General features: G+C 70.2%; 37 protein-coding genes. 20 read left to right on the top strand and 17 right to left on the bottom strand.

Annotation, left to right across the window (positions count from 1 at the left end):
• Positions 1-60 precede the first annotated feature (60 nt).
• The 16 genes from ACFY3I_RS38415 to ACFY3I_RS38340 form a co-directional block, all read right to left on the bottom strand.
• Positions 61-504 (bottom strand): NUDIX domain-containing protein, encoded by a 444-nt coding sequence (locus ACFY3I_RS38415; protein ID WP_390865597.1) that lies wholly within the window; start codon positions 502-504, stop codon positions 61-63.
• Positions 505-559: 55 nt separating this feature from the next.
• Positions 560-1,171: an AAA family ATPase gene (locus ACFY3I_RS38410; protein ID WP_390865596.1), complete on the bottom strand. Its 612-nt coding sequence runs from the start codon at positions 1,169-1,171 to the stop codon at positions 560-562.
• A complete protein-coding gene (locus ACFY3I_RS38405) occupies positions 1,093-1,953 on the bottom strand; it encodes a hypothetical protein (RefSeq protein ID WP_390865595.1) in 861 nt (286 codons plus the stop codon). The genes ACFY3I_RS38410 and ACFY3I_RS38405 overlap by 79 nt, the downstream gene beginning before the upstream one ends.
• Positions 1,954-2,014: 61 nt before the next feature.
• Positions 2,015-2,803 (bottom strand): hypothetical protein, encoded by a 789-nt coding sequence (locus tag ACFY3I_RS38400; RefSeq protein ID WP_390865594.1) that lies wholly within the window; start codon positions 2,801-2,803, stop codon positions 2,015-2,017.
• Position 2,804: 1 nt separating this feature from the next.
• Entirely contained in the window at positions 2,805-3,782 is a 978-nt protein-coding gene (locus ACFY3I_RS38395; RefSeq protein WP_390865593.1) for a radical SAM/SPASM domain-containing protein, read from the bottom strand.
• A 248-nt stretch (positions 3,783-4,030) separates the two neighbouring features.
• Positions 4,031-4,726: a hypothetical protein gene (locus tag ACFY3I_RS38390; protein ID WP_390865592.1), complete on the bottom strand. Its 696-nt coding sequence runs from the start codon at positions 4,724-4,726 to the stop codon at positions 4,031-4,033.
• The gene (locus ACFY3I_RS38385) at positions 4,719-5,192 is read right to left on the bottom strand and encodes an ATP-binding protein (RefSeq protein ID WP_390865591.1); all 474 of its coding nucleotides are present in this window, start codon (positions 5,190-5,192) and stop codon (positions 4,719-4,721) included. Before ACFY3I_RS38385 ends, ACFY3I_RS38390 begins: the two co-directional genes overlap by 8 nt.
• Positions 5,189-5,653, bottom strand: a complete 465-nt coding sequence (locus ACFY3I_RS38380) for a DUF6415 family natural product biosynthesis protein (protein WP_390865590.1) — start codon at positions 5,651-5,653, stop codon at positions 5,189-5,191. The genes ACFY3I_RS38385 and ACFY3I_RS38380 overlap by 4 nt, the downstream gene beginning before the upstream one ends.
• Positions 5,653-6,156, bottom strand: a complete 504-nt coding sequence (locus tag ACFY3I_RS38375; RefSeq protein ID WP_390865589.1) for an ATP-binding protein — start codon at positions 6,154-6,156, stop codon at positions 5,653-5,655. Before ACFY3I_RS38375 ends, ACFY3I_RS38380 begins: the two co-directional genes overlap by 1 nt.
• A gap of 103 nt (positions 6,157-6,259) precedes the next feature.
• Positions 6,260-7,450: a helix-turn-helix domain-containing protein gene (locus ACFY3I_RS38370; protein WP_390865588.1), complete on the bottom strand. Its 1,191-nt coding sequence runs from the start codon at positions 7,448-7,450 to the stop codon at positions 6,260-6,262.
• 120 nt (positions 7,451-7,570) lie between these two features.
• The gene (locus tag ACFY3I_RS38365; protein WP_390865587.1) at positions 7,571-8,701 is read right to left on the bottom strand and encodes a tyrosine-type recombinase/integrase; all 1,131 of its coding nucleotides are present in this window, start codon (positions 8,699-8,701) and stop codon (positions 7,571-7,573) included.
• Positions 8,698-9,060 (bottom strand): hypothetical protein, encoded by a 363-nt coding sequence (locus tag ACFY3I_RS38360; protein WP_390865586.1) that lies wholly within the window; start codon positions 9,058-9,060, stop codon positions 8,698-8,700. The genes ACFY3I_RS38365 and ACFY3I_RS38360 overlap by 4 nt, the downstream gene beginning before the upstream one ends.
• Entirely contained in the window at positions 9,057-9,575 is a 519-nt protein-coding gene (locus ACFY3I_RS38355) for a hypothetical protein (RefSeq protein WP_390865585.1), read from the bottom strand. Before ACFY3I_RS38355 ends, ACFY3I_RS38360 begins: the two co-directional genes overlap by 4 nt.
• Positions 9,572-9,907, bottom strand: a complete 336-nt coding sequence (locus tag ACFY3I_RS38350) for a hypothetical protein (protein ID WP_390865584.1) — start codon at positions 9,905-9,907, stop codon at positions 9,572-9,574. Before ACFY3I_RS38350 ends, ACFY3I_RS38355 begins: the two co-directional genes overlap by 4 nt.
• A complete protein-coding gene (locus ACFY3I_RS38345; protein ID WP_390865583.1) occupies positions 9,904-10,161 on the bottom strand; it encodes a hypothetical protein in 258 nt (85 codons plus the stop codon). Before ACFY3I_RS38345 ends, ACFY3I_RS38350 begins: the two co-directional genes overlap by 4 nt.
• The gene (locus tag ACFY3I_RS38340) at positions 10,158-10,415 is read right to left on the bottom strand and encodes a hypothetical protein (RefSeq protein ID WP_390865582.1); all 258 of its coding nucleotides are present in this window, start codon (positions 10,413-10,415) and stop codon (positions 10,158-10,160) included. Before ACFY3I_RS38340 ends, ACFY3I_RS38345 begins: the two co-directional genes overlap by 4 nt.
• A gap of 145 nt (positions 10,416-10,560) precedes the next feature.
• Between ACFY3I_RS38340 and ACFY3I_RS38335 the strand changes: the two genes are divergently transcribed.
• The 20 genes from ACFY3I_RS38335 (at position 10,561) to ACFY3I_RS38240 (ending at position 21,263) form a co-directional block, all read left to right on the top strand.
• Positions 10,561-10,749 (top strand): hypothetical protein, encoded by a 189-nt coding sequence (locus ACFY3I_RS38335; RefSeq protein WP_390865581.1) that lies wholly within the window; start codon positions 10,561-10,563, stop codon positions 10,747-10,749.
• 1 nt (position 10,750) lies between these two features.
• On the top strand, positions 10,751-11,038 hold the full coding sequence (locus ACFY3I_RS38330) for a hypothetical protein (RefSeq protein WP_390865580.1): 288 nt from the start codon (positions 10,751-10,753) through the stop codon (positions 11,036-11,038).
• Positions 11,039-11,114: 76 nt separating this feature from the next.
• Positions 11,115-11,699, top strand: coding sequence for a hypothetical protein (locus tag ACFY3I_RS38325; protein WP_390865579.1), 585 nt, complete (start codon positions 11,115-11,117; stop codon positions 11,697-11,699).
• Between the two features lie 85 nt (positions 11,700-11,784).
• Positions 11,785-12,699, top strand: coding sequence for a hypothetical protein (locus tag ACFY3I_RS38320; protein WP_390865578.1), 915 nt, complete (start codon positions 11,785-11,787; stop codon positions 12,697-12,699).
• 16 nt (positions 12,700-12,715) lie between these two features.
• Complete coding sequence (locus ACFY3I_RS38315) at positions 12,716-13,285, top strand: hypothetical protein (RefSeq protein WP_390865577.1); 570 nt, start codon at positions 12,716-12,718, stop codon at positions 13,283-13,285.
• Positions 13,286-13,376: 91 nt separating this feature from the next.
• A complete protein-coding gene (locus ACFY3I_RS38310) occupies positions 13,377-14,039 on the top strand; it encodes a hypothetical protein (protein WP_390865576.1) in 663 nt (220 codons plus the stop codon).
• Entirely contained in the window at positions 14,036-14,272 is a 237-nt protein-coding gene (locus ACFY3I_RS38305) for a hypothetical protein (protein ID WP_390865575.1), read from the top strand. Before ACFY3I_RS38310 ends, ACFY3I_RS38305 begins: the two co-directional genes overlap by 4 nt.
• A complete protein-coding gene (locus ACFY3I_RS38300) occupies positions 14,269-14,523 on the top strand; it encodes a hypothetical protein (protein WP_390865574.1) in 255 nt (84 codons plus the stop codon). The genes ACFY3I_RS38305 and ACFY3I_RS38300 overlap by 4 nt, the downstream gene beginning before the upstream one ends.
• The gene (locus ACFY3I_RS38295) at positions 14,520-15,179 is read left to right on the top strand and encodes a hypothetical protein (protein ID WP_390865573.1); all 660 of its coding nucleotides are present in this window, start codon (positions 14,520-14,522) and stop codon (positions 15,177-15,179) included. The genes ACFY3I_RS38300 and ACFY3I_RS38295 overlap by 4 nt, the downstream gene beginning before the upstream one ends.
• Positions 15,176-15,451, top strand: coding sequence for a hypothetical protein (locus ACFY3I_RS38290; RefSeq protein ID WP_390865572.1), 276 nt, complete (start codon positions 15,176-15,178; stop codon positions 15,449-15,451). Before ACFY3I_RS38295 ends, ACFY3I_RS38290 begins: the two co-directional genes overlap by 4 nt.
• Positions 15,448-15,906, top strand: coding sequence for a hypothetical protein (locus tag ACFY3I_RS38285; RefSeq protein WP_390865571.1), 459 nt, complete (start codon positions 15,448-15,450; stop codon positions 15,904-15,906). Before ACFY3I_RS38290 ends, ACFY3I_RS38285 begins: the two co-directional genes overlap by 4 nt.
• Positions 15,903-16,349 carry a hypothetical protein gene (locus ACFY3I_RS38280; protein ID WP_390865570.1) on the top strand — a complete coding sequence of 149 codons (447 nt, stop codon included), beginning with the start codon at positions 15,903-15,905 and terminating at the stop codon, positions 16,347-16,349. The genes ACFY3I_RS38285 and ACFY3I_RS38280 overlap by 4 nt, the downstream gene beginning before the upstream one ends.
• Entirely contained in the window at positions 16,346-16,648 is a 303-nt protein-coding gene (locus ACFY3I_RS38275; RefSeq protein WP_390865569.1) for a hypothetical protein, read from the top strand. The genes ACFY3I_RS38280 and ACFY3I_RS38275 overlap by 4 nt, the downstream gene beginning before the upstream one ends.
• Before the next feature lie 3 nt (positions 16,649-16,651).
• Positions 16,652-16,834, top strand: coding sequence for a hypothetical protein (locus ACFY3I_RS38270; protein ID WP_390865568.1), 183 nt, complete (start codon positions 16,652-16,654; stop codon positions 16,832-16,834).
• On the top strand, positions 16,831-17,481 hold the full coding sequence (locus ACFY3I_RS38265) for a hypothetical protein (protein ID WP_390865567.1): 651 nt from the start codon (positions 16,831-16,833) through the stop codon (positions 17,479-17,481). The genes ACFY3I_RS38270 and ACFY3I_RS38265 overlap by 4 nt, the downstream gene beginning before the upstream one ends.
• Positions 17,478-17,795: a hypothetical protein gene (locus ACFY3I_RS38260; protein ID WP_390865566.1), complete on the top strand. Its 318-nt coding sequence runs from the start codon at positions 17,478-17,480 to the stop codon at positions 17,793-17,795. Before ACFY3I_RS38265 ends, ACFY3I_RS38260 begins: the two co-directional genes overlap by 4 nt.
• Positions 17,796-17,879: 84 nt before the next feature.
• The gene (locus ACFY3I_RS38255) at positions 17,880-18,128 is read left to right on the top strand and encodes a hypothetical protein (RefSeq protein ID WP_390865565.1); all 249 of its coding nucleotides are present in this window, start codon (positions 17,880-17,882) and stop codon (positions 18,126-18,128) included.
• 233 nt (positions 18,129-18,361) lie between these two features.
• Positions 18,362-20,287: an FtsK/SpoIIIE domain-containing protein gene (locus ACFY3I_RS38250; protein WP_390865564.1), complete on the top strand. Its 1,926-nt coding sequence runs from the start codon at positions 18,362-18,364 to the stop codon at positions 20,285-20,287.
• Entirely contained in the window at positions 20,269-20,706 is a 438-nt protein-coding gene (locus ACFY3I_RS38245) for a hypothetical protein (RefSeq protein ID WP_390865563.1), read from the top strand. Before ACFY3I_RS38250 ends, ACFY3I_RS38245 begins: the two co-directional genes overlap by 19 nt.
• A gap of 104 nt (positions 20,707-20,810) precedes the next feature.
• Entirely contained in the window at positions 20,811-21,263 is a 453-nt protein-coding gene (locus ACFY3I_RS38240) for a hypothetical protein (RefSeq protein WP_390865562.1), read from the top strand.
• Positions 21,264-21,311: 48 nt separating this feature from the next.
• Here ACFY3I_RS38240 and ACFY3I_RS38235 read toward each other — a convergent pair whose 3' ends face one another.
• Complete coding sequence (locus ACFY3I_RS38235) at positions 21,312-22,550, bottom strand: hypothetical protein (RefSeq protein WP_390865561.1); 1,239 nt, start codon at positions 22,548-22,550, stop codon at positions 21,312-21,314.
• Positions 22,551-22,663: the final 113 nt, after the last annotated feature.

Here is a 22,663-nt window from a genome sequence, read left to right as displayed (position 1 = left end):
AAAGGCCAACCCCCTTCACTGCCCGAACGTCAACGGCCGTGATCTGTTACACCCCCGGCTCTACGCGGACCTGTCCCACCCGTGCACGGAGAACTGTTCACCCTTGAGGTAGTGGGCGATCCCCAGCGCGTTGTACTCGACGGTGTTGTCGGGAAGGTGGTCCGCGGGGTGCCAGGACAGGCCGGCGCACTTGTGCGGCTCCATGTTCCGCGGCTCCCCCTCCCAATCCTGGACGACGAAGAACCAGCCCACGCGAGGCTCCCCCTCGGGGTTGCGGAAGTGCATCACGTGCACGATCCGCAGGGCGTCCCGGGTGCTCTTGACGCCGGTCTCCTCCTCGAGCTCGCGGAGCGCGGCGTCGAACACGTCCTCGCCCGGGTCGAGCTTCCCGGACGGCAGGTTCAGCTTCCCGTCGGCGTAGCCGGTGCCCTGCCGCTCGGCAAGGCACACGGCCCCGTCGCGCTCGAGGATGAGCATTACGTCGTTCACGGGCAGTTGGGGCACGGTGCGTTGTCCTCCGACCGGTTGGGCGCTTGCCGGTAGGGGACTCTAGCCGGGATCAGACAGCGATCAGCCCCATGTCTCCAACGCGTTGCATAGTCCACGAGACACGCTCAGACACGGTCAGGCCCGTGGGCATCTCGAGCATCGGCACGCCCGTGGCGCGGCACGCGTCGTAGATGGCGGTGTCCGCGTCGTCCTGGAGGCCGAGGACCTTCTCCCTCATGCGGTCGCCGCCGGCCTTCTGGTCGTAGCGGTCCCGGCAGTACACGATCGCGTCGTACGCAATGGGCATCCAGGCCCGACACATCGCCTCCGCCGCGGCGAGGACGGAAGCGGTGCCCGGCTCGGTGGGGTCGAGGACCAGACCGGCCAGGGCCAGGACGTTCGCGGGGGTCTTGTCGGTGATGAGGACCTGGTGGTGCCGGGCGGCGCGCAGCGGCACGGTGAAGTGCTGGGCGAACAGGTCGAGCTCCGCGACCAGGTCGAAGGGCCCTGTCCCGTGAAGGACGATGTCCTCCATGAACGGGCTGGTGCGCGCGGGCTCGCCGGTGCAGGTGACGCCGATGCTCTGCTCTCGAAGGTGCGCGGTCAGGGCGTGGACGAACGTCGTTTTGCCTGCGGCCTGGGTGCCTTCGACGGCGATAACGCGGCACTCGCGGACGGACACGGGACCTCCAGAAGGTTGGTGAAGACGGGGTTCTCGAGCCAGGCCCAGGCGCCCTTTGCGCCCTCGGCGATGACTCGGTTGACGTTCAGGCCGTCGGCGGCCCACACCGCGAGTCCGGCGCTGCGGGCGGCGACGTAGGCGGTCGAGAGGGAGTGCCGGAGGTTGAGGACGCTCACGCGCTCCCGGCCCTCCTCGTTGCCGTCGTTGAGCCAACGGCGGTGCCACTCGGGCATGGACGTCTTGCTGAGCTCGGGCTGGGTGACGTCCAGGCCGAGCTCCGTGCACACGTCGACCAGGCGGCGCGACGCTCCGGTGAGCAGGTGCCCGGCGTCATACCGGGTGTCGACGTAGTGGCTCGCGGTGGGGTCGGCCGTGCGACGGCCGCTCCACTGCTCACGGGCCCGCTCCAGCTCCTGCAGCGCGTCCGCGGGAGCGTTCGACCGCAGGACGGCCAGGTCGCTGCAGAACTGGTGCCCGGTGATGATCGTGGCGGTCTCCGCGGCCGCGGACAGCGTCTGCGCGGCGCGCCGGATGAGCTCATCCATCTCGTCGGGCTCATCCACGTACAGGCTGGTCCATTCGAACGGGACGTCCGCCAGGTCCGGTGTCCCGTCGGCAGGCAGGTCGAGCCAGGCGACGCTGAAGCAGAAGGGGCGTTGCCCGTTCTTGATCCGGTAGTTCTTCGTCCACTCAACGTCGACGGACGCGATCCGCACATCTCCCGAGTGCAGGGGAGGGGGTCGCAGGGAGCGGGTGCTGGGCAAGTTGCTCGTGATGATCATGTGTGGTGTTCCTGGGGTAGGGCGGGGCCGCACGCCCGGTGCGCACGGCCCCGCCGGGACGCTACTCGCTCCGTACCGACGCCACGCCGCCGAGAAGTGAGGGGGCCGCCTCCCACGCGGCTTCGGACAGTGCTTGGAAGAGACTCAGCGGCTCGTCCCAGTGCAGCCGGCCGGTGTGCTTACCTCCCATCAGTGCCGTAGCGAGGGCTGAGGACAGGGCACTGCCGGCCAGGGCGTCCGGCGAGAACGCTGCGTCCCGGTCCTCCGTGAGGGCGTCGCACGCCTCCTGCGCGCTGGCCTGTTGCTGCTGGCCGGCGAACGACTTGAGCGGCTCGAGCCCGTGCGCTGTTGCGGTGTCGCTGATCAGTCCGGCCGGTCCGAGATCGTGGCTGGTGTCCACGCACAGCGTGGTGCCCCGTTCGCGGGTGCTGCGGTCCTTCCAGGCGTCGGCGATGGCGGTCACGCCCGGGTGGCGCGGCTCGTCGTCGGCCCGGGGGAGTTGCCGCAGGACGTGCAGGTCGTCGGCGCCGTTGTGCCAGGCGAGGATCTGCGACTTGCGGCGGGCCTGGACGAGCACGGTGTCGAGCTGCCGGACGATCGCCGCGGTCTCGCCCAGGGCCTGCGGGATCAGCACCCTGTACCCGAAGTTCATGAGCGGAGCGGAGACGGGTAGCGATTGCGTGCGGTGGATCTTCATGAACACCGCAGCGGCGCCCATGAGGATCGGGTCGTCGCCGGCCTCGCCCCAGAGCAGGAAGATGCCGGTCAACCATGTCCCGGGCTTCTGCACGGGGCTGGTGACCGAGCCGTATGGCGTCTCGGGCCATCCCAGGTTGGTGCGTTCGAGCACGTCACACCCCCTGCGTGACCGCGTGGATCGAGCGGCCGACGTACTTGGAGATGTGGTTCTCCTTGAAGCGGTACCGCTTCCAGATTTCGGTGATGGGCTCCTCGAGGATGTTGCCGAGGTTCTCCCAGAGGTCCGGGGCGTCGTAGACCGGCCAGGCCCTCACGATGCCGTTCGGTTCCACGACGAGCATGTGCCCCTCGTTCTGCGGCGTCCAGGCCGTCAGCCGCAGCGCCGGGGACCACTGCATCTCGGCGCGCTGCTCCTTGAGTCGCGCGAACGTGGTCTCCGCTTCCTCGGTGGTGATGAACTCGTGGTCGGCGAGGTTCAGGGCGTTGCCCTTGCGCAGGGGCAGGATCAGCTTCACCTTCGTGGCGTCCAGGACGTCGGCGATCTGCACGGTGTACGGCAGCACCGACAGGGTGGAGCGGTAGACGACGGCGGACAGGGCGAGGGGGATGCCGTGCTCCTGCAGAACGCGGACGCCGGCCATCGTCTTGTCGTAGTCGCCGCGGACCCGCTTGAAGGCGGCGCGGGGGCCCTCGAACCCGACGTTGGCGTACGAGATCTTCCCGGCGATGTTCCGCGCGTGGTCCAGGGCGTGGGTGGCGTTCGTGGGCACGGCGACAATGTGGTGGTCGGCGAAGATGTCGACGACTTCCCCGAAGTCCTTGCGCATCAGGGGCTCACCGCCGGACAGGAACACCCGGCTGACTCCTGCCAGGTTCCGGCGCATGGTGTCGAGCTGCTCGAGGGTGGGATCCGGCATCTGCAGGATCTCGGAGCAGAACGAGCAGTCGAAGTCACAGCGCTTGGTGACCTGCACGATCACGGACAGCGGCGCGTCGAGTGTGCTCGCGATGTCCGCGACGCTGGCGTCTGCCGGAGCGTCGAAGTGCTGTCCGTTGAAGGCGTACCCGATGCCTCCGCCCAGCTCCCTGTGCTGCTGACGGGGCACGCTCGGCAATCCAAGGTCGGTCACAGTTTCCTCCGTTGAGCGTCGGGGTGATGGTTCGGGCCGCGGCACCGGCCGCCCGCAGGGGAGTCGGCGGACCGGGTACCGCGACCCGGGCGTCGGCCCTGCAGTCCGGGGCGTGGCATCGCTGGACTGCAGGGCCGACATGCCGGCGTCGGGACTTGCCCAGGGGAGGGGAAAGGCAGGTCTCTGCGCGCCGGGGTTGTGCTGCCCGAGGGCCAGGGCCATATCGGCACCGGGCCGCCGGGCAGGATCTAGGGGGCGCTCACGCGCTCACCGTCGGGTAGGCCGGGCTCGCGCTCAGCCATGGCGTACAGCTCATCCGTGGACACGGGTGTGACGCCATGGAGGCTGTGCACGGTGAAGTTGGCCAGGGTCCACCGGATGGCCTTGTCCGCGACGTGAACGTGGTCCAGGTCGCCAGGTCGCGATCCGGTGCTGGGAAGCGGCTGCATCGTGACCGGGTCGAAGACCACACCAGCGACGCCCCACAGGCGGCTGACGTCGACGAGCGCGGCCGCGTGCTTGCGGCGGAGAGGCGGGCAGTTCTCGATCGAGTACTTGGCGCACGCGGGGTGAACCGGGGGTGCCGTCGTCGTCTCCCCCTCCGCGATCGGTCTGTCGCCACCCATGAGGCACAGGGTTCGCTCGTCGTCCCGCGTGCCCAGAACCGTGAACCCGCAGAGCTGGCACAGGTCGTATCGCATCGCCCGCTTCTGCCGGAGCGAGTTGATGCGGCTGAAGTCGGGCGCACCGCGGCCGCGGGCCATGCCGGAACGCACCCACAAGGCCTCGTGCCGGCGATCGATGACGGGGTCCTCGTCCTCGTACCCGATGCCCTCGCCGCCGCGTCGGGTGACCCGGACGACATCGGGCTGGGGAACGACCTCGGCGCTCCAGGCCGTGATGTAGGGGACGCGCAGGTCCCCCCAATGGAGCTGCTTAGGCATAGGGGTTCACCGGTCCAGGAGGCAGTACGGCCCGTACGGTCTTCCCGGCCCCTTCGTGCGGCAGGAACCGGATGATGCGCGCGCCCAGGCGGGCGACCTGCCACAGGCCGCGCCCCTTCTCTCCCGCCACCGCTCTGTCGAAGTCGGGGAACGCGGGGTTGAGGTCGGACACGTCGATGAGGAGCTCGCCGGTCTCGGCGACGGCAGCGGACAGAACCAGGCGCCGCTCGTCCTTGGGTACGTCGGCGGGCATGCCGTGGCGGACACCGTTGTCCACGAGTCGGCTGATGACCTCGACCGCTTGCAGGATGTCGCCCTGCCAGCACAGGGCCGTGACGGACATCCGAACCCAGAACCGCGCTCCCTGAACGGCGTACGGGACGCCGGGGAGGTCGGTGGAGAGGGAGCGAGCGATGGCCAACTCGGCTTCGGCCGGAACGGCGAGCGAGGTCTCTGGGGCGTTCACAGTGCCTCGCTCAGGGAGTCCGGGGACTTCACGCAGCCGAGTTCGACGAGGAGGTCCAGCAGCTCGTTCACGGCCCATCCCATTTGGCGCAGGTGGCCGACGGCCTGGCGGTAGTCGCCCGGCATCTCTGCTTCTCGTATGTCCCGGGCCCGGGTGATGCGGAGTGCCGCGCGCGCGTCGCGCTTCTCGGTTTCGTCGCCGGCGGCGATGGCGACGAGCTGCATCAGGTACCCGCGTAAGCGCTGGGCGAGTTCCTCGACCTGGTCTTCGGCCGGTGCGACGGTGTCGAGGGCATCCGCGACGTCGTCCAGCCAGTCATCCCCGTTGTAGGGGCTCCAGGCCCGTAACTTCGCCAGGGCGTCCAGCACTGCGGCCTCTTCCGGGCGCTGCGCGGGCTCGACGTCATGATTCCAGCGGGGCGCGTTCTCGCTGCCGCGGCGGACGCAGGCGGTGGAGGGCATCAGGACGTGCCCCCTACGGGGAAGAGACACCAGACGCGCGTGCCGTCGTCGCTGACGCCCCACTCCGCGGCCAGGGCCTCGACGAGGAAGAGGCCGCGGCCGCTCTCGTCGGTGGGGCTGGCGGCGCGGAGCCGGGGACGGGTGGGGGACCCGGCGGTGTCGGTCACCTTGATCACACAGTGGTCGCCCTGGAGGAAGATGCGGACTCCGATCGCGGGGCCGCTGCCGTGCTGAAGTGCGTTGGTGGCCAGTTCGGTGACGAGCAGTAGCGCGGTATCGACCATGCCGGGGTGGCCCCAGTGGATGAGGCTGGCGCGGACGATACGGCGGAGGCGTCGGGGCCAGGCGGCATCTGCCGCGGACAGGCCGCCGGTTTCCGGATCGGGTCGGCGCTCGATGGACATGTCGAGCGCTGTCCGGGTGTCTCCGGGGCTTCTCGGCTCTGGGGCGGTTCCGGGCGCGCTTCGACGGGTGCGCACCTGGTCCGCAAGGTAAGTCGTCATGGTCGGCTCCATGTCGAAATGGCCAGTGACGACATGGTGGGGCCACAACTAGGCCCTAACTGGCATGAGTTCATACCAGTTAGGGCCAAGGGTTTACGCAGCGTCAGACTTGGCTGGCCAGCCAACTGCCGTACGAGAGGAAGGTGTCGGGAAGCCGGCGGTGTGCGGCCTCCAAACTGGCGTACGTCTCCCGCACCATCGGGTGGTACTTCGCCTGTTGCGGAGCTGTCTTCCGCGCCTTGAGCAGGCTGGCGAACGACGCATCGAGCTTGCCCGTCCACATCTGCGCGCGGGCGACTTCAGCCCAGTGGTGGCTCGTCCGGGACTTCGGCCAGTCGGCCGGGATGAGGAGGTTGTCGGCCGCCGCGACGGCCTTGTCGTACTTGTCGAGCTCGGCGAGGACGGACACCCGGTGCACTCGGACGTTGGTCTCGCCGAACGCCATCCAGAGCACCCGCGGGGACTCGCCCGTGCGGGCCGCGATGGTGTCGGCCTCGGCGAGATGGTCCATGGCCTGGGACTCGTTGTGCGCCCGGCCGGCCATCACGGACCCGCCGAGGTGGAGCTGCCCGGTTACGACGTCGCGCTCTCGTGAGGGCTCCGCCTGGCTGATGGTGCGCAGGCCCAGGTCGACGAGGCGCTGCCCGGTGCGGAACTTCCCCTCCCGCAAGTAGGTGAGGGCGCGGAAGTACTGGTACGCGCCGCCGAACACCGCGCTGCCCGCTCGCTGCGAGGCCCAGTCCAGCCGGGCGAGGGAGAGCTGCGCCAGGTCGGCGTATCCCAGCTTCGTCGCCACGTCGTACGACGTGCGGTAGAGGGAGGAGAGGATCAGCCATCCGTCGCTGCTGCCGTGCTGGTGCGCCGCGGTGGTTGCCTCCTCGATCAGTCCGGCGACGTCACTGGCCGCCCGCTTGATCTCTCCGGCCCGTACGGCTGCACACAGGCTCTCGGAGTCCTCCAGCAGGTTCCGCAGCGGGCGGGCCGAGATGTCGGGGTCAACGCCCAGGTCGTAGACGTCCAGGGCCTCCCGGATCGGCGCTATCAACACGTCCAGTTCGTCGGCGCGCAGTTCGGCCTTGTAGGGCTGCCCGATGATGGTGGAGACCTCCACGCGCATAGCGCGGGCCAGGCAAGCAATCGCGTGCGGCGTGGCCGCGTACTTGCCCTGCTCGATCTTGGTCAGGGTGTTGTACGGGACTCCTGAGAGGTCGGCCAAACCCTGCTGAGTGAGATGGCGCTCCCGACGGAGACGCGCGATTCGTACCCCGGTGTGGTCTTGAGGCAGAGCGTGCATACTTATCTCCTGTTCTGACTCGACACCAGAACGGTACCCCTCGATCGGCTTCGGGGGGCACGGACAGACCCCGCCCCCCTCGGGAGCGGGGTCTTTCGTTGACCGCCCGTCATGCCCGGTTCAGGGCCGGTGCAATGGCACCTTGTCGAACGGATCCTTCCTCTCCGCCTCGGCGGGCCGGACGTACACCTCGCGAGGGACGCGGGAGCCCGGACGCCACCGGCCGGCCCGCTCCAACTCCTCGTCCGTGGCTTTGTTCTGGGCCAGTTCGGTCGCCGCGCCCGCGCGGAGGCCCTGCGAGGAGACGTGCCGCCCGTCCGTGACCAGGCCGGCCGCGCCAAACCAGTGCTTCACCCGGTCGTTGACGGTTTGCCCCCGCAGGTGCAGGCCGCGGCTCGTGGCCGTCTTGCTCCGGGTCTCCTCGGTGGCCACCTTCCCGTTCTTGAGGACGTGCCGGAAGACCGGGCCGGACGTGATGCCCTGGTCAGCCATGTACTCCAACCACCGGTTGAGCCGTGGGACGAGCTGCAGGTCCTCACGGTCGCGCAGCACGAGGTTCTGTTCCTCGTCGTGCGTCTTGTCCTCGGGCAACCACACCAGAATGCCGCCGCTGGTGAACCTCACGTCCTCGATCTCGAGGTTCGCGTTCTCGACGCTCCGGCCGAGGAAGCGGTACCCGAAGGCGAACATGGCCGCGTCGCGCCAGCCGATCGGCTGGTTACTCGCCTCGGCCTTCTCCATCATCGGGATCAGGTACGACAGCGTGATCGGAAACGCCCGGCGGGTGCGCATCGCCCGCTTGTTGTTCTGCCGGTAGTTCGCGAGCAGCCGCAGGTAGAGGCTGTTATCGGGCTTCTTCCCCGGCGGCATCGCGGTCTTGATCAGGGACATGTAGTTCTTGATCGTGGCGACCTTGAGGCTTCGGGCCATCAGGTGCCGGCTGTACTCGGTGTAGGTGGCGGTGGTACACGGAACCGCCACCCGACCGTTCGCCTCGCACCACGCCTTGAAGGCCTTCATCGGGCCCGTCTCCGTCGGGTCCGTGCCGTCGAGGATGTCGGCGGTCTCCTGGCTGACGTACAGGTCGCGCTCGCTGTACTGCGGGCCGTTGGCGGCCGTGGGCAGCTCCTGGCCCGGGTGCAGCACGGTGTTGAAGTCGACGAGCGGCACCTCGTCGTCGACGAGCGCCAGGACGCCGCCCTCGACGATCTCCGCGTCGACGAACTCCTCCTCCTCGTCGTGCAGGCTCATGCCGCCGACTCCCGAATCTCAACGAGTGTCTGGCCGTCCACGACGCGGAAGGCGTGCCCGCACGGCTTCACCGTGACCAACCCCGCGAGTCTCCTGTATCCGGGCCACGCAATGCTGGGCGCCTGCACCGTGATGGGGGAGCAAGCAGCGATGACATCGAGATCCGACCCCGTGATCTCTTCCTGGCACTGCGGGCACCACATCGTGCGCACTGGACCGTCCTCCGGGCCGATGCCCCGGATCGGTTCGGCAAGGTCCGGCGCCTCGTCGTAGCGCTCGACCACGCCCGGGGCTGCCTCGATCTCCGCTCCAGGCCACAGCATCGGCGTCAGGTCACTCGCGCGCCGCTCCACCATCATCGGTCGCTCCACTTCCAGCAGTCGGGCGTGCAGTCCTTGGGCAGGTGCCACGGCGTGGGCTGACCGGACAGCAAGGTGCCGTAGTCCATGTGCGCGCCGAGGGCCTCGAGCTCGGCCGCCCGGGGGGACTGCCAGAAGTGGCCGCCGCCGTGCCCTTCCGATGCGGCCCGGCCCTTCGGGATCCGCTTCGTGCAGGGGTGCCCGGTCTCGGGGGCCGGGACAGGGCAGGGCATGGTGCCGTCGGAGATCGGCTCGGGGTAGTCGGGGTGCGCCTTCCACTTGGACGCCTGGTTGCGCAGCCCCCAGAGGCAGTCTGCGGCCTGCTCCTGGTCGCCGCGGTGCAGCGCGTCGACGAGGGCCTGGTGCTCCGTCTGCGCCTCGCGGTACTGCTCCCGGTACGTCTCCACGGCCGGGGTGCTGTCCGCCGTCGGGTACTGCTCGCGCAGCTCGTCGGCGTACCGTGCCTGGATGAACTCGTAGAAGGCGAGCGCGATTTGCTCGTCGACGGCGGTCACTGCGCGGCCCCGGCCGGCGCCGCGGCGTACGGGTCGGGGACGGGCGTGGCCGCGACCCATCCGGCCGCCGTGGCGTACTCCATGTTCGAGGTGACGTGACGGCGTACCGGCTGCTCGTCACCGTCGAACTGCACCATCAGGTAGTGGCCGGACGTGTCGACGATCTGCCCCTCCTGCCCGCTGCTCCGGATCCGGCCGCCGATCGCCACGCGAATCCCGTGGCGCCGCTCGAGCCCGTAGTAACGGCGGATGTAGTCCAGGTCACCGGTCTGGCGCTGCCGGTTCTGGTACTCGGCCGCCAGGCGGTCCTCGAGGTCGTCGTCGTAGTTCATGCGTGTACTCCGGGGTCTACGGGGGAGCGGCCTTCGGCGACTTGCTGCAGGTAGAGGCTCAGCCACTGGCGGGCCTCGTCCTTGCCCATGGGCGGGCCGCCCATGCTGAACTCGGCGAGCGCGTGGAGGATGACGGCCTCGACGGCGTACGGCTCCCGGTTGCGGATGTCCTCGAGGACGTCGCCGCTCTGGATGGCACCGGAGGGGATCTTGCCCGCGGTGATCGCGCCGGGCGGGATCGGCTCGAGGTTCATGCGTGGAGTCCTTCGGTGTCGTAGGCAATGCGGAGGCCGGCGGCGCGCAGCTCCGGCGGCAGGGTCTGCGTCAGTTCCTCGGCCATGGTGTCGACTTCGCCGAGGATGCGCGTGTGGTGCGCCTCCCGGTCCGTGGCCGCCGCGGTGTACAGCGCATCGAGCGCCTGACCCCATGGGTCGTCTTCTGCGAGACCGAAGGCGGCGAGCACCTGGGCCCGGACCTCTTCGACGTCGGTTGGCCGACTGGCCGTCATGGTGCCCCCTGGGTTGCAGTTCTGACGTTGAGCCAAGATTACCGACAACAATTGGGATTATTGTCGGCTACCGACGAGTAACCGCGTAGAGTCTTCCTCGAAGGGCGGAGAGCACCGCCCAGACCACGAACTGAGGAGCTCCCCCATGGCGGGCTGGATCAGCACGGGCCAGCAGAAGCGCGACCACGACGGTCTGCGGAACATCTGCGCGGCAGACGGTCACCCGGGTACCGAAGAGGACCCGCTGGTGAAGACCACCGACGGGTGGCGAGTCCACCTCTCCGACACCACCAACCCCTCCAGCGGCTTCTACGGCCAGCAGCAGGAGGGTTGAGATGCGCGCCAAGCTGCAGCTTCTCGCCTGGGCGTTCGGCCTCCTGGCCGTCGCGCACCCGGCCATCGTCCCGCCTACCCTGGCAACTCTCCTCTTCCTGGCGGAAGTTGTCGGCGCAGTCGTGGGCTGGTTCCTCGCGCACCTGGCCCTCACGCTGACGATCGCCGCCGGCGTCCTGGTGGCGCAGATGTTCCCCGGCCGACTCGGCAACGCCGCACGGTGGTTCGGCCGCGCCTGGGACACCTCGATCGACGCCATCCTGCCGGTGAAGGCTCCGGCCAAGGCGTAACAACCCGGCTGTTCGACGCGTTCGATTCTTCGCTCAGAACGATTCTCCGCTCAGCCCCGTCGAGGAGCAGAACCACATGCCCGACTTCACGCCTGCTGTCGAAACCCTCCTCCGCACCATCGCGGAGGCCGGCAGCACCGGTGCCCAGTTCGCCGTGGCGCCCCGCGCCCGCTACCGACTCACCGGCACCGACTACGTCGTCAATCAGAGCTCGTTCTACCCGCTGACCAGCGCCGGGTACGTGACCGACGGGGGAGACGACTCCGCCCCCGTGAAGCTGACCGACTCCGGCCGGAAGTGGATGGAACAGCACCCTGTGCCCCGCGGCGGCCGCGGCCCCTACCGGCCGCGCGGTCGGCGCCCTGCACGTCAGGCTCCAGCGTCGCGCGCGCGGTTCGCGTACGCGGGCGGCTTCTCCGCGGAAATTGCCGAGACCACGGTGTTCATCACCTGCCCGGACAACGGCCACGGCGGCGTGACACTGCCCGCCGACGGGTGGGAGGAGCGGGCACGCGACCGCCACCCGACACTGCACGAGATCGAAGGCCCGACCATCTCCGGCGGATACGCGCTGCGTTGGCGCTCGGACCCGCGGACCAACGCCGAGCTGCTCGTCCAGTCCCTTGCGATCATCCGGGCAGAGCCCGCGCGACGTTCCTGACCTCACCGTACGCAGGTCTCGGCGCCCACCGCGGTGCCACACAGCGGAGAGCACCGCTGTTCACCCGAAGAGAGGAACACCCCCGATGCGACGACACGTCGTGACCGCTCTGCTTCCCCGCCCCGTGCCCGATCCCGCGTACGACACGTACGAGATGGTGCGGACGGACGCCGAGCGCAAGAGCCGCGGACCGTTGGGTCCCGAGGACCTCAAGAGCATGTACGAGGTCGCCGACCGGCGCGGCAACGACTGGTGCACCGCCGTACTGGGGCACTCCTTCCCCGGTATCGACCGCAGCTCCAGCGTGGACGGCTGGATGCTCGTCCTCGCCGACCAGATGGCCCTGGACCCGCCCCTGCCGCCGTCCGTCGTCGAGGCGCGACAGCGCCGCAAGGAACACGAGGAGCTGATCGCCCAGAAGGCCAAGGAGCGCCGAGAGCGCGAAAAACGCAGGTGGGACGAGGCACTCGCCGCTGCCGGCGTCGAGATGACCGTGCGGGAGAACACCAGGCACTCGGGCGTGGGCGGATCGCTCCGGCACGCCGCGCCCAAGGACGACCTGGTCTCCGGCCGGTCCCGCAAGCACCCGGCCGACCGCGGCCTGTGCGAGACCCCCGGCCGATCGAACCCGCTGCACCTGAGCGAGCCCGTCGACGCCCCCGCCAACTGCCACCGGTGCCTGGACTACATGGGGAAGGTCCGCCCCGCCGACGCCCCGGCGCCGCCCACCGCGGCGGAGAAGGCGCTGCTCGAGCTCATCAAGTCGGGCGTCGTGTTCACCCTGCGGCCGGGCCGCACGAGCCAGCCCATCGTCTTCGACACCAGCCAGCGCAGCACCTCGGCATGGGGACACCTGGGCCGGAGGGTCAGCGCCGCGGTGAAGAAGCTCGAGGCGAAGGGGTGGGTGGTGGTCGACGAACAGTTCAGCAGGACGCAAGCCAACGGCATGGGGTGGCGTTGGCGGCTGACCGACGCCGGTACCGCTGCCCTGGAGAGCTGATCCCTTGGTTGCCCGTATGACCGCGGCCCAGTACCGCGACCTGATGGCGAGCCGCCGCGGGGGACAAGCCTCCCCGGCGGCCGCCGCCGCGAAGCCGAAGAAGAAGGCCCGGAAGAAGCCGGCCGTGCACCCGGGCCCGCCGTCCACCCCGCCCGCGCCCGCAGTCCAGCCCCTGCTCACCGGCCTGTCCGGCGTCGGGCGCACCTGGACGCTGCTCATGCCGTACGTCGAGGAGATGCTGGACAGCAACCAGCGGCTCCACCACATGGCCGTGCACCGGATCCGCAAGCAGCTCCGCCAGGACGCCGCCGCCATGGCCATGGCCAAGCGCCTGCCCAAGCTGCAGCGCGCGGCCGTCTTCTACGTGCTGCACCCCCGGCCGCTCTCCCGGAAGCGGGACCCGGGCAACTGGGCGCCCACGGTGAAGGCGTACGTCGACGGCCTGGTCACCGACGGGGGACTCCTGCCGGACGACAACCACGAGTTCCTCATGGGCCCGATGCCCGTCATGGGGGAGCCCGTCACCACCGGATTCGCCCGCATGTCGCTGGTCATCGTGGAACTCACCGAGCCTCTGACCAGCTAGAACGCCGGAACCGTAACAGGAATCGGCCACTCGACGTACCTCACATGAGGGCTGGCCCGCCCTCGCCTCAGCTAACAGGAGATGCCCCTCCATGAGCACCAAGCACCCCGTATCCCTGCAGATGTACGACCACCGCGGGATGCCCGTAGCGCCGCTCTGGGACCGGTTCCGCAACGTGGACCTGGTCGTCAATGCGTTCTCGGCCGCCGGGACCATGCTCGAGCGCGACGTCGTCGACCTCCACCTTCTCGAGATCGTCGACAAGGCCGCGTGTTCCCTGCTGCGTGACCAGTGGAAAGACAACTTCCCTGTCGCCGCGTACACGGAGCTCCTCACCACCATCGCCGCCCTGCGCAGCCTCCTCGGCTACGCCCCGACGCCGACGGCCGTGGACGTCAACGCCTGGGCGCGCGGCATACGCGACGCCTCCGCCGAGGCGTCCGGGGCGACCCGGGACTTCCACGAGGTCCGGATCGTCGAGGGCCCGCACATGGGCATCGTGCTGGGCGTGTGGGGGCCGAAGGAACCGCCGGCGGCCGACGCGCTGACCGGCCCGGTCTACCGGCTCGAACTGCCCACGGAGTGCGGGGACACCACGGACATGGTGTTCGGCACGGCCTATTACAAGCGGCTCAAGCGGGCCCAGCCGCGCACCGGGCAGTGGGAGTACATGCTCGACCGCGAGCAGCCGTTCCCGGCCGAGGGCTCCCGTCCGCGCTTCCTGCCGGTGCCCGACCAGGGCGGCCGCGCGTGATCCTCTCCAGCGTCATACCGTCCCCGGCCGCAGACGCCGCGCACGATGCTGCGCACGAGACCGCGGCCCGGTTCCGGCACGGCTCCTACTCCGTGCAGTGCCCGACCTGCCACGTTCCGGCGGGCGTGCTCTGCCTCGCCCGGCGCAGCGTCCACACTGCCCGCCGGGACCTGTACCGGCAGAACGCCAAGCCCACCGGCCTGGTGCAGCTCCTGACGGGGCGGGCCCGATGAGCCTCACCGCGGCCGGGGCCGCAGAGAAGGCGCTGGGCTGGGCGGAGGCCGCCGAGCTGGGCATCAAGGCAGTCGACGAGCAGCAGAGGGAGGCGAAGCGCGCCGAGAGCGCGCGGGACAACGCGGCCGCTGCCCTGCATCGGGCGACGGCTGACGGCCTCGAGATGTACCGCGAGCGTGCGGTCGGCATGGCGACCATGTGGGCCCGCGTCGCCGGCGCGCTCCAGAGCACCGCGGGGGACAAGTCGTGAGCGCCCTGGCCGTCGAGACCCCGGCCGCGCCCGTGTGGGCCGGCCGCCTGGTCGTGCGGGCTGCAGGCCGCCCGATGCTGCACATCGCGGGGGAGGGCGTCACGGCCCCCAGGATGCCCGTGTTCACCGTGCCCCTGGAGTGCACGCCGGACGTCGAACAGGCCCCGGGCGTACGGCCGTGGGACGGGCCAGTCACCGAGGCGGACATCTGCCCGGCCTGCCTGCGCGCCCTGCGCGGGGAGCCGGAGCCGGAGAAGCCCCGTCTCGTCCAGGCCGACGCCGCCGAGGAGCTGCCGGAGCCTGAACTGGACCGCCGCGGCCGCCACCTCTGGGCGGTTCCTGAGCCGACGACGTACGCCGAGGCGCCCCTGCCCAGGGAGCACGCGGGCTGCGCGATCACCTGGTCGATGCCGTGGCGGCCGGCTCCGATCCTGTCCCACTACGACCCGTCGTGTGAGTGGTGCGGCGACCGGACGCACGGCGAGATGACCAGCGGCCGCTCGGGACACCAGAAGTCGACGACGAACCCCCTGCGGATCTTCCTGGCCCGTCGCTGCACGGCCTGCCAGTTGATGACCGCTTACGAGCAGGTCGGGGGAGACCTGCAGACCATCGCCCACCACAAGTCGCGCGCGCCGAAGGACTGCAACCGATGACCGCCACTGTCACTGAGCTCCCCACGGATCTCGTCCTCGAGCAGCGCCTGGCACTGGTCGCGTGCGGAGAGAACACCCGGCCCGGGAAGACCCGGGCGTGCGACTCCTGCCGCAAGAAGGGCGTCACGCTGCTCCGCATCACCTCCACCGGCGCCGTCGACGCCCTCGCCGCGGCGATCTGCGGCACGGGCGACCCCCGCCGCAAGACGTGCGACTCGTGCCAGGCGAAGGCCGTCCGCATGATCCACATTTACAACGGAGACCTCGCATGACCACTGCTGTCGCCGCCCCGCCGCGCGGGGCCGTCGCCTTCGACCTCGAGGGCGGCCTCATCAACGTTCGGACCATCCGCCACCTGGCCGGCGATGCGGCCGCGTTCTACCGTGCCAGCCTCCAGTGCCCCCCGAACCGCAAGGTCGTGCAGGCTGCCAGGGAGGCGCACGCGAAGGGGCAGACCGTCCTGGTCATGACCGGCGGCGACCGGCGCCTGGAGCAGCTCGTCGTGACGTGGCTGGGCGCGCACGGGGTGCCCGCCACCCTCGTGCTGATGCGCGGCCGCGGTGACTTCCGGCCGACCGCCGTGGTGAAGGGGGAGCGGCTGCGCGCCGCGGCCGCCAAGTTCGGCGGGCTCACCGTGTGGAGTGCCGACCCGAGCGTCGCCCGCGTGTCCGAGCGGGACGGCATCGACGTCCACGCTCTGCCTGGCTACTGGGGTGAGACCGCGTGAGCGGCGCGTTCAACGTCGGCGAGTCTCGCGGCATCGTCCCCACGGCGCTGGTCGGTGACGTGGTGCCCCTGAGCGCGCTCAGCGCGATGAAGCCGATCACCTCGTACTCCCTGGTCATCCCGGACGACAACGGCCGCCCGATGCTGACGGTCCACCCGGACGGGCGGATGGTGTTCGGGGAGAACTACGCCCCGGACAAGGCGGCCGGCGCGTTCTGGGAGGCGGTGAAGCGGTTCGCTCCGGACCCTTCGGTGCAGGAGTTCGGGGCGCCGCTCAAGGCCCGGATCGACAAGGAACTGGCTCGCGGGGAGAAGGCGGAGGCCCTGCTGCGCAAGGCGCTGGCGATGTACGAGGACGTCGTCGAGGGACGGATAGACGGGCACGCTATCGGGATGCTCGCCGGGGAGATCCGCGGCTTCGTGAACACCCCGGAGGCGTCGTGACGGGCCCGGTGGGCGGTGCGGTGTGGACGGCTCCGGCGGGAACCCCGCCGGACGCGGCCGGCGCCTGGTCGTACGTCGGCTACGCCGCGGACGCCCAGCTCGACACCGAGCAGGAGTACAAGCCGGGCGGGTTGCTCCCCGCCCGGCCACTTCTGGCCGAGGTGGAGTTCGTCCTTCCCCTGAGCATTTTCCGGCGGGTCATGCCCCGGCATCTGGCCTGTCGGATCACGGCGTTGACCGTCGAGGGCTGGTACGCGCGCCTGGCCGACGCCGCCGGGCTCACTGAAGTGGAGGCGTAGGACATGGTCGTGTTGGCGTGGGTCGTGGTGGTGGCGACCGTGGCCGCCTTCGCCGGGGGAATCACCTGGCTGGGCTACCACATGGATGGATCGTGGAAGGGGGCCGCGCAGCTCTGGGGAGTTGTCGTCGGCTTCGTCTCCGTGTTCATGGCCTTCTGCTGGTCTATGGCGGTGCTGACCGCATGACCGCCCCCGGAAACCGCGAGATCACCGCCGAGGAGCTGCCCGAGCTGCTCAAGGGCGAGCTGCCTTCCACGCTGCCCCTCGAGGGCTGGCGGACGGTCACCCTGCACTGCCAGGTCGACGCACTCGGCCCGTCCGACCGGCACCCCGACCTGGTGAAGCTCGAGGTGTCGTTTCCCCCGCCGAAGCCGCCGGCTCCGCCTTGCCGCCGCTGCCGCGGCCGCGGTGTGGTCCCCGACCTCACGCGGTGGGAGCAGAGGCCCGTGCCGTGTCCAGAGTGCTCGGGTGAGGTGACCACCTGCAGCGCGACCATGCTGCACGCCATGGCGGGCCGGGTTTCCTGCGGGCGGCCGGTGGGCCACTACGACCCGTCGCTCATGCCCGTGCGGGACCAGCCTGGCGGTTGGCATCAGTCGGAACCGGACCGGGACGGTACGCGGTTCACGTGGAATGACATGTACGACGCGGCGACGCCGCACGACCCCCCGATCGCATCGGCAGTCGAGGCAAGCGAGTGGGTGTTCCCGCGCGCGTGCGAGCTGTGCGGGCCGTTGGGCACGGAGCCGCACCCGCGCTTCAAGGGCGTGGTGCGGTGCGTGAACTGCAAGGAGCACATGCAGCCCGTCCGCGCCCCGCGGAGGGCATCGTGAAGGGCCTGTACGCCACGCTGCTGGAAGACGGCTGGCTGGAGGCGCGGGGGCCGCGGCGGATCCTGCACTGGCTCGAGGCCGAGGCGGAGCGTGCCGACGAGGCCGCGTGGGCGGAGGCGTGGAAGCGGACGCACCCGGCGCGCGTGAAGGCGGACCTGGACCAGGTGGTGCCCCTCGTGGCGTGGACGCCGTGGCCGGAGGAGTTGGCGCTCGAGTGGCTGGGCCTGGAACCGCCCCCAGCTCCCCCAGCTCTCCCGGAGAACGTGCGAATCCTTCTGGAAAAGGCCAGGCCACTCCTGGTTCGTAGGCGCTGAGGGCGCAAGTTCTCCCGGAGAACTATCAATCTCCCCGACAGATCAGGCACAATGAGGGCTGTGTCTGATCCAGAGGGGGGACGAATGACGTCGGAGCGAGATGCCCCGCGGGTGCTCACAGTGACTTTCCAGTTCACGATCCCGCCGGGCACCCCGACCAATGTGCGCACGGCCAAACGCATGGACGCCGTGGACAGCATGACCACGGCCGTGGCAGCCATCGCCGGCCGCGCGCTCCCACCCGAAACACAGATGACCAGTCGTCATCAGTGGGGCTACGTCTGGCACGACAAGACGACCGACCCCGTGACGCTCGGGCCGCCCGGCCCGTAACCCGCACCTGCGACAACCGAACATCTGGCGTCATGGCCAGGCCCCACGGCGGAGAGCACCGCCGAGACCACGAACGAAGGAACACCCCGATGCCCTCGCGCACCGCAGCCGTTGTCCGCCTTTCCGCGTCCCTCCTGGCGAGGTGACGTGACGTGTTCATCCCTCGCGAGAAGACCGATCACGTCACCCCGCCACCCATAGACGAAATCTCGCCCCACGGCCGTACGCGCCGCATGGCCGAGGCTGTGTGCCGCTGGTGCGGGCGGATGCGCTACGAACTGGCCCCGGCCGCGGTGACCTTCGGCATGACGTGCCTGGGCTGGCTCCACCACCTCGCCGGCGTCACACCGGAGGCGTACGCCGGGTACGGCGTGGCGCTCGCCGCCGCGGGCGGCCTGACCTGGGGCGGCATCAAGCACAAGAACGGACTCGCCACCTCCCTCGGCGTCGCCTCCACGGGCACGATCGTGAACACGGCGATCGGCGCCATCACCGGCCCGACCGTCCCGTCGCTCATCGCCTCGGGTGTCGTAACGATCTCCTCGTACGCGGTGTACGTGCCGTGGCTGATCAAGTCCCGCCACGAGCGGTTCAACCTGCAGATCAAGGCGGCCAAGACCGCGCCCCTGCCCGACGGCATGGGCGTGAACGTCGGCCAGGCCGGAGTCACGGGCGACACCGAGGAGGAGACCGCGCTGCGCCGCGCCCTGGTGGCCCTGGGCGTGCCCGCCGTCGACGTCTCCCGGATCGTGTTCACCGAGACCGGTTGGTACTGCCTGGTGACGCTGCCCCCGGGCAAGAACACGTCCGCGGCCTCCGTCATCGCCAAGCGGCAGCAGCTCCAGGCGAACCTCGACCTCCCCGGCCGGCTCCGTCTCACCGAGGGCGCGCAGCCGAACCAGTTGATCGTGCGTCTGCAGACCACGGACCCGCTCGCCGGACCTGGCATCTCGTGGCCGGGCGTGCGCATCGACTCGATCGAGCAGCCCATCCCGATCGGCGTCTACCCCGACGGCAGCGAGATCCTGGTCGACATCGTCGACGGGCACGTCCTGGTCGCCGGTGGCACCAACAAGGGCAAGTCCGGGGCCGTCAACGTCCTCGCCGCGAACCTCGTGGCCTGCGGCGACGTCGACCTCGCGGGCATCGACATGAAGCCCGGCGCGCTCGAGCTGGGCCCGTGGCGCGACAACATGATCGCCCTCGCCGACGACCCGGACACTGCGCGTCAGGTCCTGGTCTGGCTCAAGGGCGAGATGACCCGGCGCGGCAAGCACCTGTCGACGCTGCGCGGCCCGAAGGGCGAGCGGGTCAAGAAGTGGACCCGGAAGCACGGCAAGTACATCGTCCTGATCATCGACGAGCTCGCCGAGCTCATCCGCCAGGCGCCCGACGTGGCGTCCGAGCTGATGACGCTGATGCAGGTGTCCCGCGCCATGGGTATCCGCATCATCGCCGCGACCCAGTCGCCCAGCGAGCAGGCATTCGGGGGGAAGGGCACCGACACCCGGCAGCAGTTCGGCGTGCGCATCGGCCTGCCCGTCAACGAGCCCACCCCCATCAACATGATCATGGGGACGGGCGCGTACGGGAAGGGCTGGCGCCTCGACGAGCTCGACCTGCCGGGCAAGTGCATGGTCTCGTCCGAGCGGTACACGGCGCCGAACGAAGGCCGCTGCTACTGGATCACCGAGGAGGAGATCCTCGAGACGTCCCGCGAGCACGCCCCGGCCGCCGAGGACACGGACGCGGACGTCCGCCCGCACCCGGACCTGGAACCCGACCCGGACCCGACGCCCCCTCCGCCCCCGCGCGGCGGTGGTGGCGGCCCGCGGGGCGGCGGCCGGCCGGTGCTGCGCGCCGTCCCGACGTACCCGGACGGCTCCCGGATCGAGGAGAACCGGCTGGAGCTGTGGCGGGCCCTGGAGAAGGCCGGTCCCGAGGGCCTGACCAAGGGCGAGGCGGTCCGGGACGGGATCTGCAATCACCACTCGTCCATCAGCCCGTGGCTGTCCCAGTGGGTTGGTCAGGGCTGGGTGACCGAGAACGGCAAGCGCGACCGCTCAGTCGTCTTCGTCCTCACTGCCGCGCAGCACACCCCCGAAGCCGACGTCGACGACACCAGCAAGGAGAACTCCGCATGTCCGGCAAGCCTGTGATCCGCGCGTACACCCCTCAGCCGGTCGTGGGGTTCGTCGAGCTGGGCGACGAGAACGACCCGATCGTCCACGTCCAGGACCCGTACGATCCGAACCGGTCCGTGGCGGTGCGCCGTTCCGCCCTGCAGCCGACCGCGCCGACCCCGGCCCGGGACCTGAGCCCCCAGCCGCTCATCGACCCGCTCGCGCAGCGCCTGTTCGGTGGCGGTGTCGGCGGTGGCGTCGCGGGCTGGGGAGCGGGGCAGTTCCTCGCCGGGGCAAGCCAGCTCATCAGTGCGTTCTCGGCTGCGGGCGGCGCGGTCGCGGCGATTGCGCTGCTGCTGCTCGCCTGGAAGATGGCGCCCTCGAACCGGGCGGGCAAGACGGTGAACATCACGAACAACAACCGGTGGGGAGGCCGCTCCAACACGCACGCGTGACGCTGCTGAACCGAGGGGCCCCGGCCATTGGTCGGGGCCCTTTGCCGTGCGCGGCCTACGGCTGATCGTGTGCATGTCGGCGGCCCGTGCGATGATCTCCCGCCATGGGGAGACACACGTGGGGGAAGGCGGCCGTGGGCGTGGTCCTGGCCGTGACCGTGGCGGCCGTGAGCGGCTGCGGCTCGAGCAGCAAGGACGACGCAAAGCCGGCGGCGAAGGCGAAGACGGTGAGCCTGGGGGCGGCCACCACCAAGTTCCAGGCCGCGGTGGAGAAGTTCGACACGGACGGCGGCTGCCTCGAGCAGGAGCCGGGGACGTGCTGGAAGCAGATGCAGGCGCTCATGGGGCCCGCGCGGACCCTGCGGACTGCGATGCACGCGGACAAGGGCACAGGGCCGGAGTTCTGGTCGGGGGCGTACGTCCTGATCAACAAGATGGAGGACGGCATCGCGGTGGGGGAGGACAAGGGCGCCACGGCCCTCGGGACGAACCGGCCGGCGGTCCTCGGCTCCGCGCATGAGCTGTCCCGGTGGCTGGACGCGCACCCGGCCGAGTGATCAGACGGCAGGGGCCCCGTACGACGCCGTACGGGGCCCCTGTGGCGTTCACTGGCCCGCGGGGAGGCTGGCCCACTCCTCGGGTGCGTCCGGGGCGTCCACGTCGTCGTAGGTGGCTTTGTACGCGGGGAGGTTGGCGGCGTAGTGTGCGCGGCCGGCGTCGGTCAGGTGCAGGATCGTCAGGTCTCCCTCCCGCGTCCGGCGCCACGGGTCCAGCCATGGGGAGACCACAGTCTCGGCGGCAAGCGGGCCGCCGCGGAACGTGAGCAGCTTGCCGGGCGCGGTAGCGCTGCGCGTGACATTGCGGGGGTGAGTGATCCCCGCCGGCAGCGCGGCCAGGGCGTCCGCCGTGACGCTGTCGAGGCCGCTGCCGTACCGGTGGAACTCCTTGCGGATCCACAGGTGGTTGCGCACGTCGGCCGAGACCAGCGCGACCAGGAGCAGGTACGGAGGGCGGGCCAGGAGTCCGCGGGGCTTGTGGACCTTGTGGGACTCCAGGCCGAGGTGGGCGTCCTCGGGGAGATGTTCAGGTACGGGCGCCTCGATGTCCGGGTACAGCTCGGCGTAGCAGCGCAGATGGTGCTCGTAGTGCGCGCGGCCTGCGTCGGTGAGGAACACTCGGGGCTCGGTCGGGGTGATCATCTGCCCGGGATTCAGGTAGCTCTCGTACGGCTCCCCGTTCTTCACGCGGCGCTGCTCGATGAACCGTCCCTCCTTGCGGTCCATCCGTTCCAGGAAGAGGCGGGCCTTCTGGGAAGGGGCGCGTTCCTCGTACGGGGTGCCGCGCGGTGACTCGCTGGGCATCCCCTCGGGCCCGGCCCGGTAGAGGCGCACGAGGTTGGACCACAGCCACTCGGAGAGCATCCCGCGCGGCGGGGACTTGGGCGCGGTGTGGCCGAGGCCCGCGCGGGCGGTGGCGCGGCCGAGGGTCGTCAACTTCACCCGTACGCGGGGGACCCAGCCGAGCACGGTCTGAACTTGGTCCTCTGCGACCTCGATCAGCGCGCGTCGGCGCAGCGCGGCGAGGGAGGACCCGGCGCCCTGGTCGTGCTCGCCCTTCGCGTCCAGCTCGTACTGCATGGCCGTGCGGCCCACCCATTCCTTCGGGGCCTTCAGGCAAAAGGTCTGCCACCGCCACTCGCTGGCCGGCGGGCCGTGTCCCCAGTCGAACGCGCCGCCCTTCTGGTTGGCCTCGGCGTTCTGGTCGGCGTTGTAGACCGCGGTGAGGTACGTCTGCTGGCGGGGGTTCAGTCCGGCCCACAGCTCAATGGGTTGGGGACGTGGCATCCCAGCACGGTAGCGGCGGGCGCCGACAACGCGGGCCCGGAAACCCCGGTGCGCGATCCAATCTCATCCCATCGCATCACATCTCATCACCGTGATGAGTTGAGATGAGATGA

This window comes from Streptomyces sp. NPDC001068 (genome assembly GCF_042897315.1).
In the GTDB taxonomy this organism is placed as follows: Bacteria; Actinomycetota; Actinomycetes; order Streptomycetales; family Streptomycetaceae; genus Streptomyces.
Note: the sequence above shows the minus strand (reverse complement) of the source record. Positions and strands in the feature narration are given on the sequence as shown.

Excerpts from the sequence above, each read along its gene's own strand:
- ACFY3I_RS38405 (WP_390865595.1), bottom strand. The coding sequence starts at position 1,953 with ATGATCATCACGAGCAACTTGCCCAGCACCCGCTCCCTGCGACCCCCT.
- ACFY3I_RS38390 (WP_390865592.1), bottom strand. The coding sequence starts at position 4,726 with ATGCCTAAGCAGCTCCATTGGGGGGACCTGCGCGTCCCCTACATCACG.
- ACFY3I_RS38380 (WP_390865590.1), bottom strand. The coding sequence starts at position 5,653 with ATGCCCTCCACCGCCTGCGTCCGCCGCGGCAGCGAGAACGCGCCCCGC.
- ACFY3I_RS38375 (WP_390865589.1), bottom strand. The coding sequence starts at position 6,156 with ATGACGACTTACCTTGCGGACCAGGTGCGCACCCGTCGAAGCGCGCCC.
- ACFY3I_RS38370 (WP_390865588.1), bottom strand. The coding sequence starts at position 7,450 with ATGCACGCTCTGCCTCAAGACCACACCGGGGTACGAATCGCGCGTCTC.
- ACFY3I_RS38365 (WP_390865587.1), bottom strand. The coding sequence starts at position 8,701 with ATGAGCCTGCACGACGAGGAGGAGGAGTTCGTCGACGCGGAGATCGTC.
- ACFY3I_RS38360 (WP_390865586.1), bottom strand. The coding sequence starts at position 9,060 with ATGATGGTGGAGCGGCGCGCGAGTGACCTGACGCCGATGCTGTGGCCT.
- ACFY3I_RS38350 (WP_390865584.1), bottom strand. The coding sequence starts at position 9,907 with ATGAACTACGACGACGACCTCGAGGACCGCCTGGCGGCCGAGTACCAG.
- ACFY3I_RS38345 (WP_390865583.1), bottom strand. The coding sequence starts at position 10,161 with ATGAACCTCGAGCCGATCCCGCCCGGCGCGATCACCGCGGGCAAGATC.
- ACFY3I_RS38340 (WP_390865582.1), bottom strand. The coding sequence starts at position 10,415 with ATGACGGCCAGTCGGCCAACCGACGTCGAAGAGGTCCGGGCCCAGGTG.
- ACFY3I_RS38335 (WP_390865581.1), top strand. The coding sequence starts at position 10,561 with ATGGCGGGCTGGATCAGCACGGGCCAGCAGAAGCGCGACCACGACGGT.
- ACFY3I_RS38330 (WP_390865580.1), top strand. The coding sequence starts at position 10,751 with ATGCGCGCCAAGCTGCAGCTTCTCGCCTGGGCGTTCGGCCTCCTGGCC.
- ACFY3I_RS38325 (WP_390865579.1), top strand. The coding sequence starts at position 11,115 with ATGCCCGACTTCACGCCTGCTGTCGAAACCCTCCTCCGCACCATCGCG.
- ACFY3I_RS38320 (WP_390865578.1), top strand. The coding sequence starts at position 11,785 with ATGCGACGACACGTCGTGACCGCTCTGCTTCCCCGCCCCGTGCCCGAT.
- ACFY3I_RS38315 (WP_390865577.1), top strand. The coding sequence starts at position 12,716 with ATGACCGCGGCCCAGTACCGCGACCTGATGGCGAGCCGCCGCGGGGGA.
- ACFY3I_RS38310 (WP_390865576.1), top strand. The coding sequence starts at position 13,377 with ATGAGCACCAAGCACCCCGTATCCCTGCAGATGTACGACCACCGCGGG.
- ACFY3I_RS38300 (WP_390865574.1), top strand. The coding sequence starts at position 14,269 with ATGAGCCTCACCGCGGCCGGGGCCGCAGAGAAGGCGCTGGGCTGGGCG.
- ACFY3I_RS38290 (WP_390865572.1), top strand. The coding sequence starts at position 15,176 with ATGACCGCCACTGTCACTGAGCTCCCCACGGATCTCGTCCTCGAGCAG.
- ACFY3I_RS38285 (WP_390865571.1), top strand. The coding sequence starts at position 15,448 with ATGACCACTGCTGTCGCCGCCCCGCCGCGCGGGGCCGTCGCCTTCGAC.
- ACFY3I_RS38270 (WP_390865568.1), top strand. The coding sequence starts at position 16,652 with ATGGTCGTGTTGGCGTGGGTCGTGGTGGTGGCGACCGTGGCCGCCTTC.
- ACFY3I_RS38265 (WP_390865567.1), top strand. The coding sequence starts at position 16,831 with ATGACCGCCCCCGGAAACCGCGAGATCACCGCCGAGGAGCTGCCCGAG.
- ACFY3I_RS38255 (WP_390865565.1), top strand. The coding sequence starts at position 17,880 with ATGACGTCGGAGCGAGATGCCCCGCGGGTGCTCACAGTGACTTTCCAG.
- ACFY3I_RS38250 (WP_390865564.1), top strand. The coding sequence starts at position 18,362 with ATGGCCGAGGCTGTGTGCCGCTGGTGCGGGCGGATGCGCTACGAACTG.
- ACFY3I_RS38245 (WP_390865563.1), top strand. The coding sequence starts at position 20,269 with ATGTCCGGCAAGCCTGTGATCCGCGCGTACACCCCTCAGCCGGTCGTG.
- ACFY3I_RS38240 (WP_390865562.1), top strand. The coding sequence starts at position 20,811 with ATGGGGAGACACACGTGGGGGAAGGCGGCCGTGGGCGTGGTCCTGGCC.
- ACFY3I_RS38235 (WP_390865561.1), bottom strand. The coding sequence starts at position 22,550 with ATGCCACGTCCCCAACCCATTGAGCTGTGGGCCGGACTGAACCCCCGC.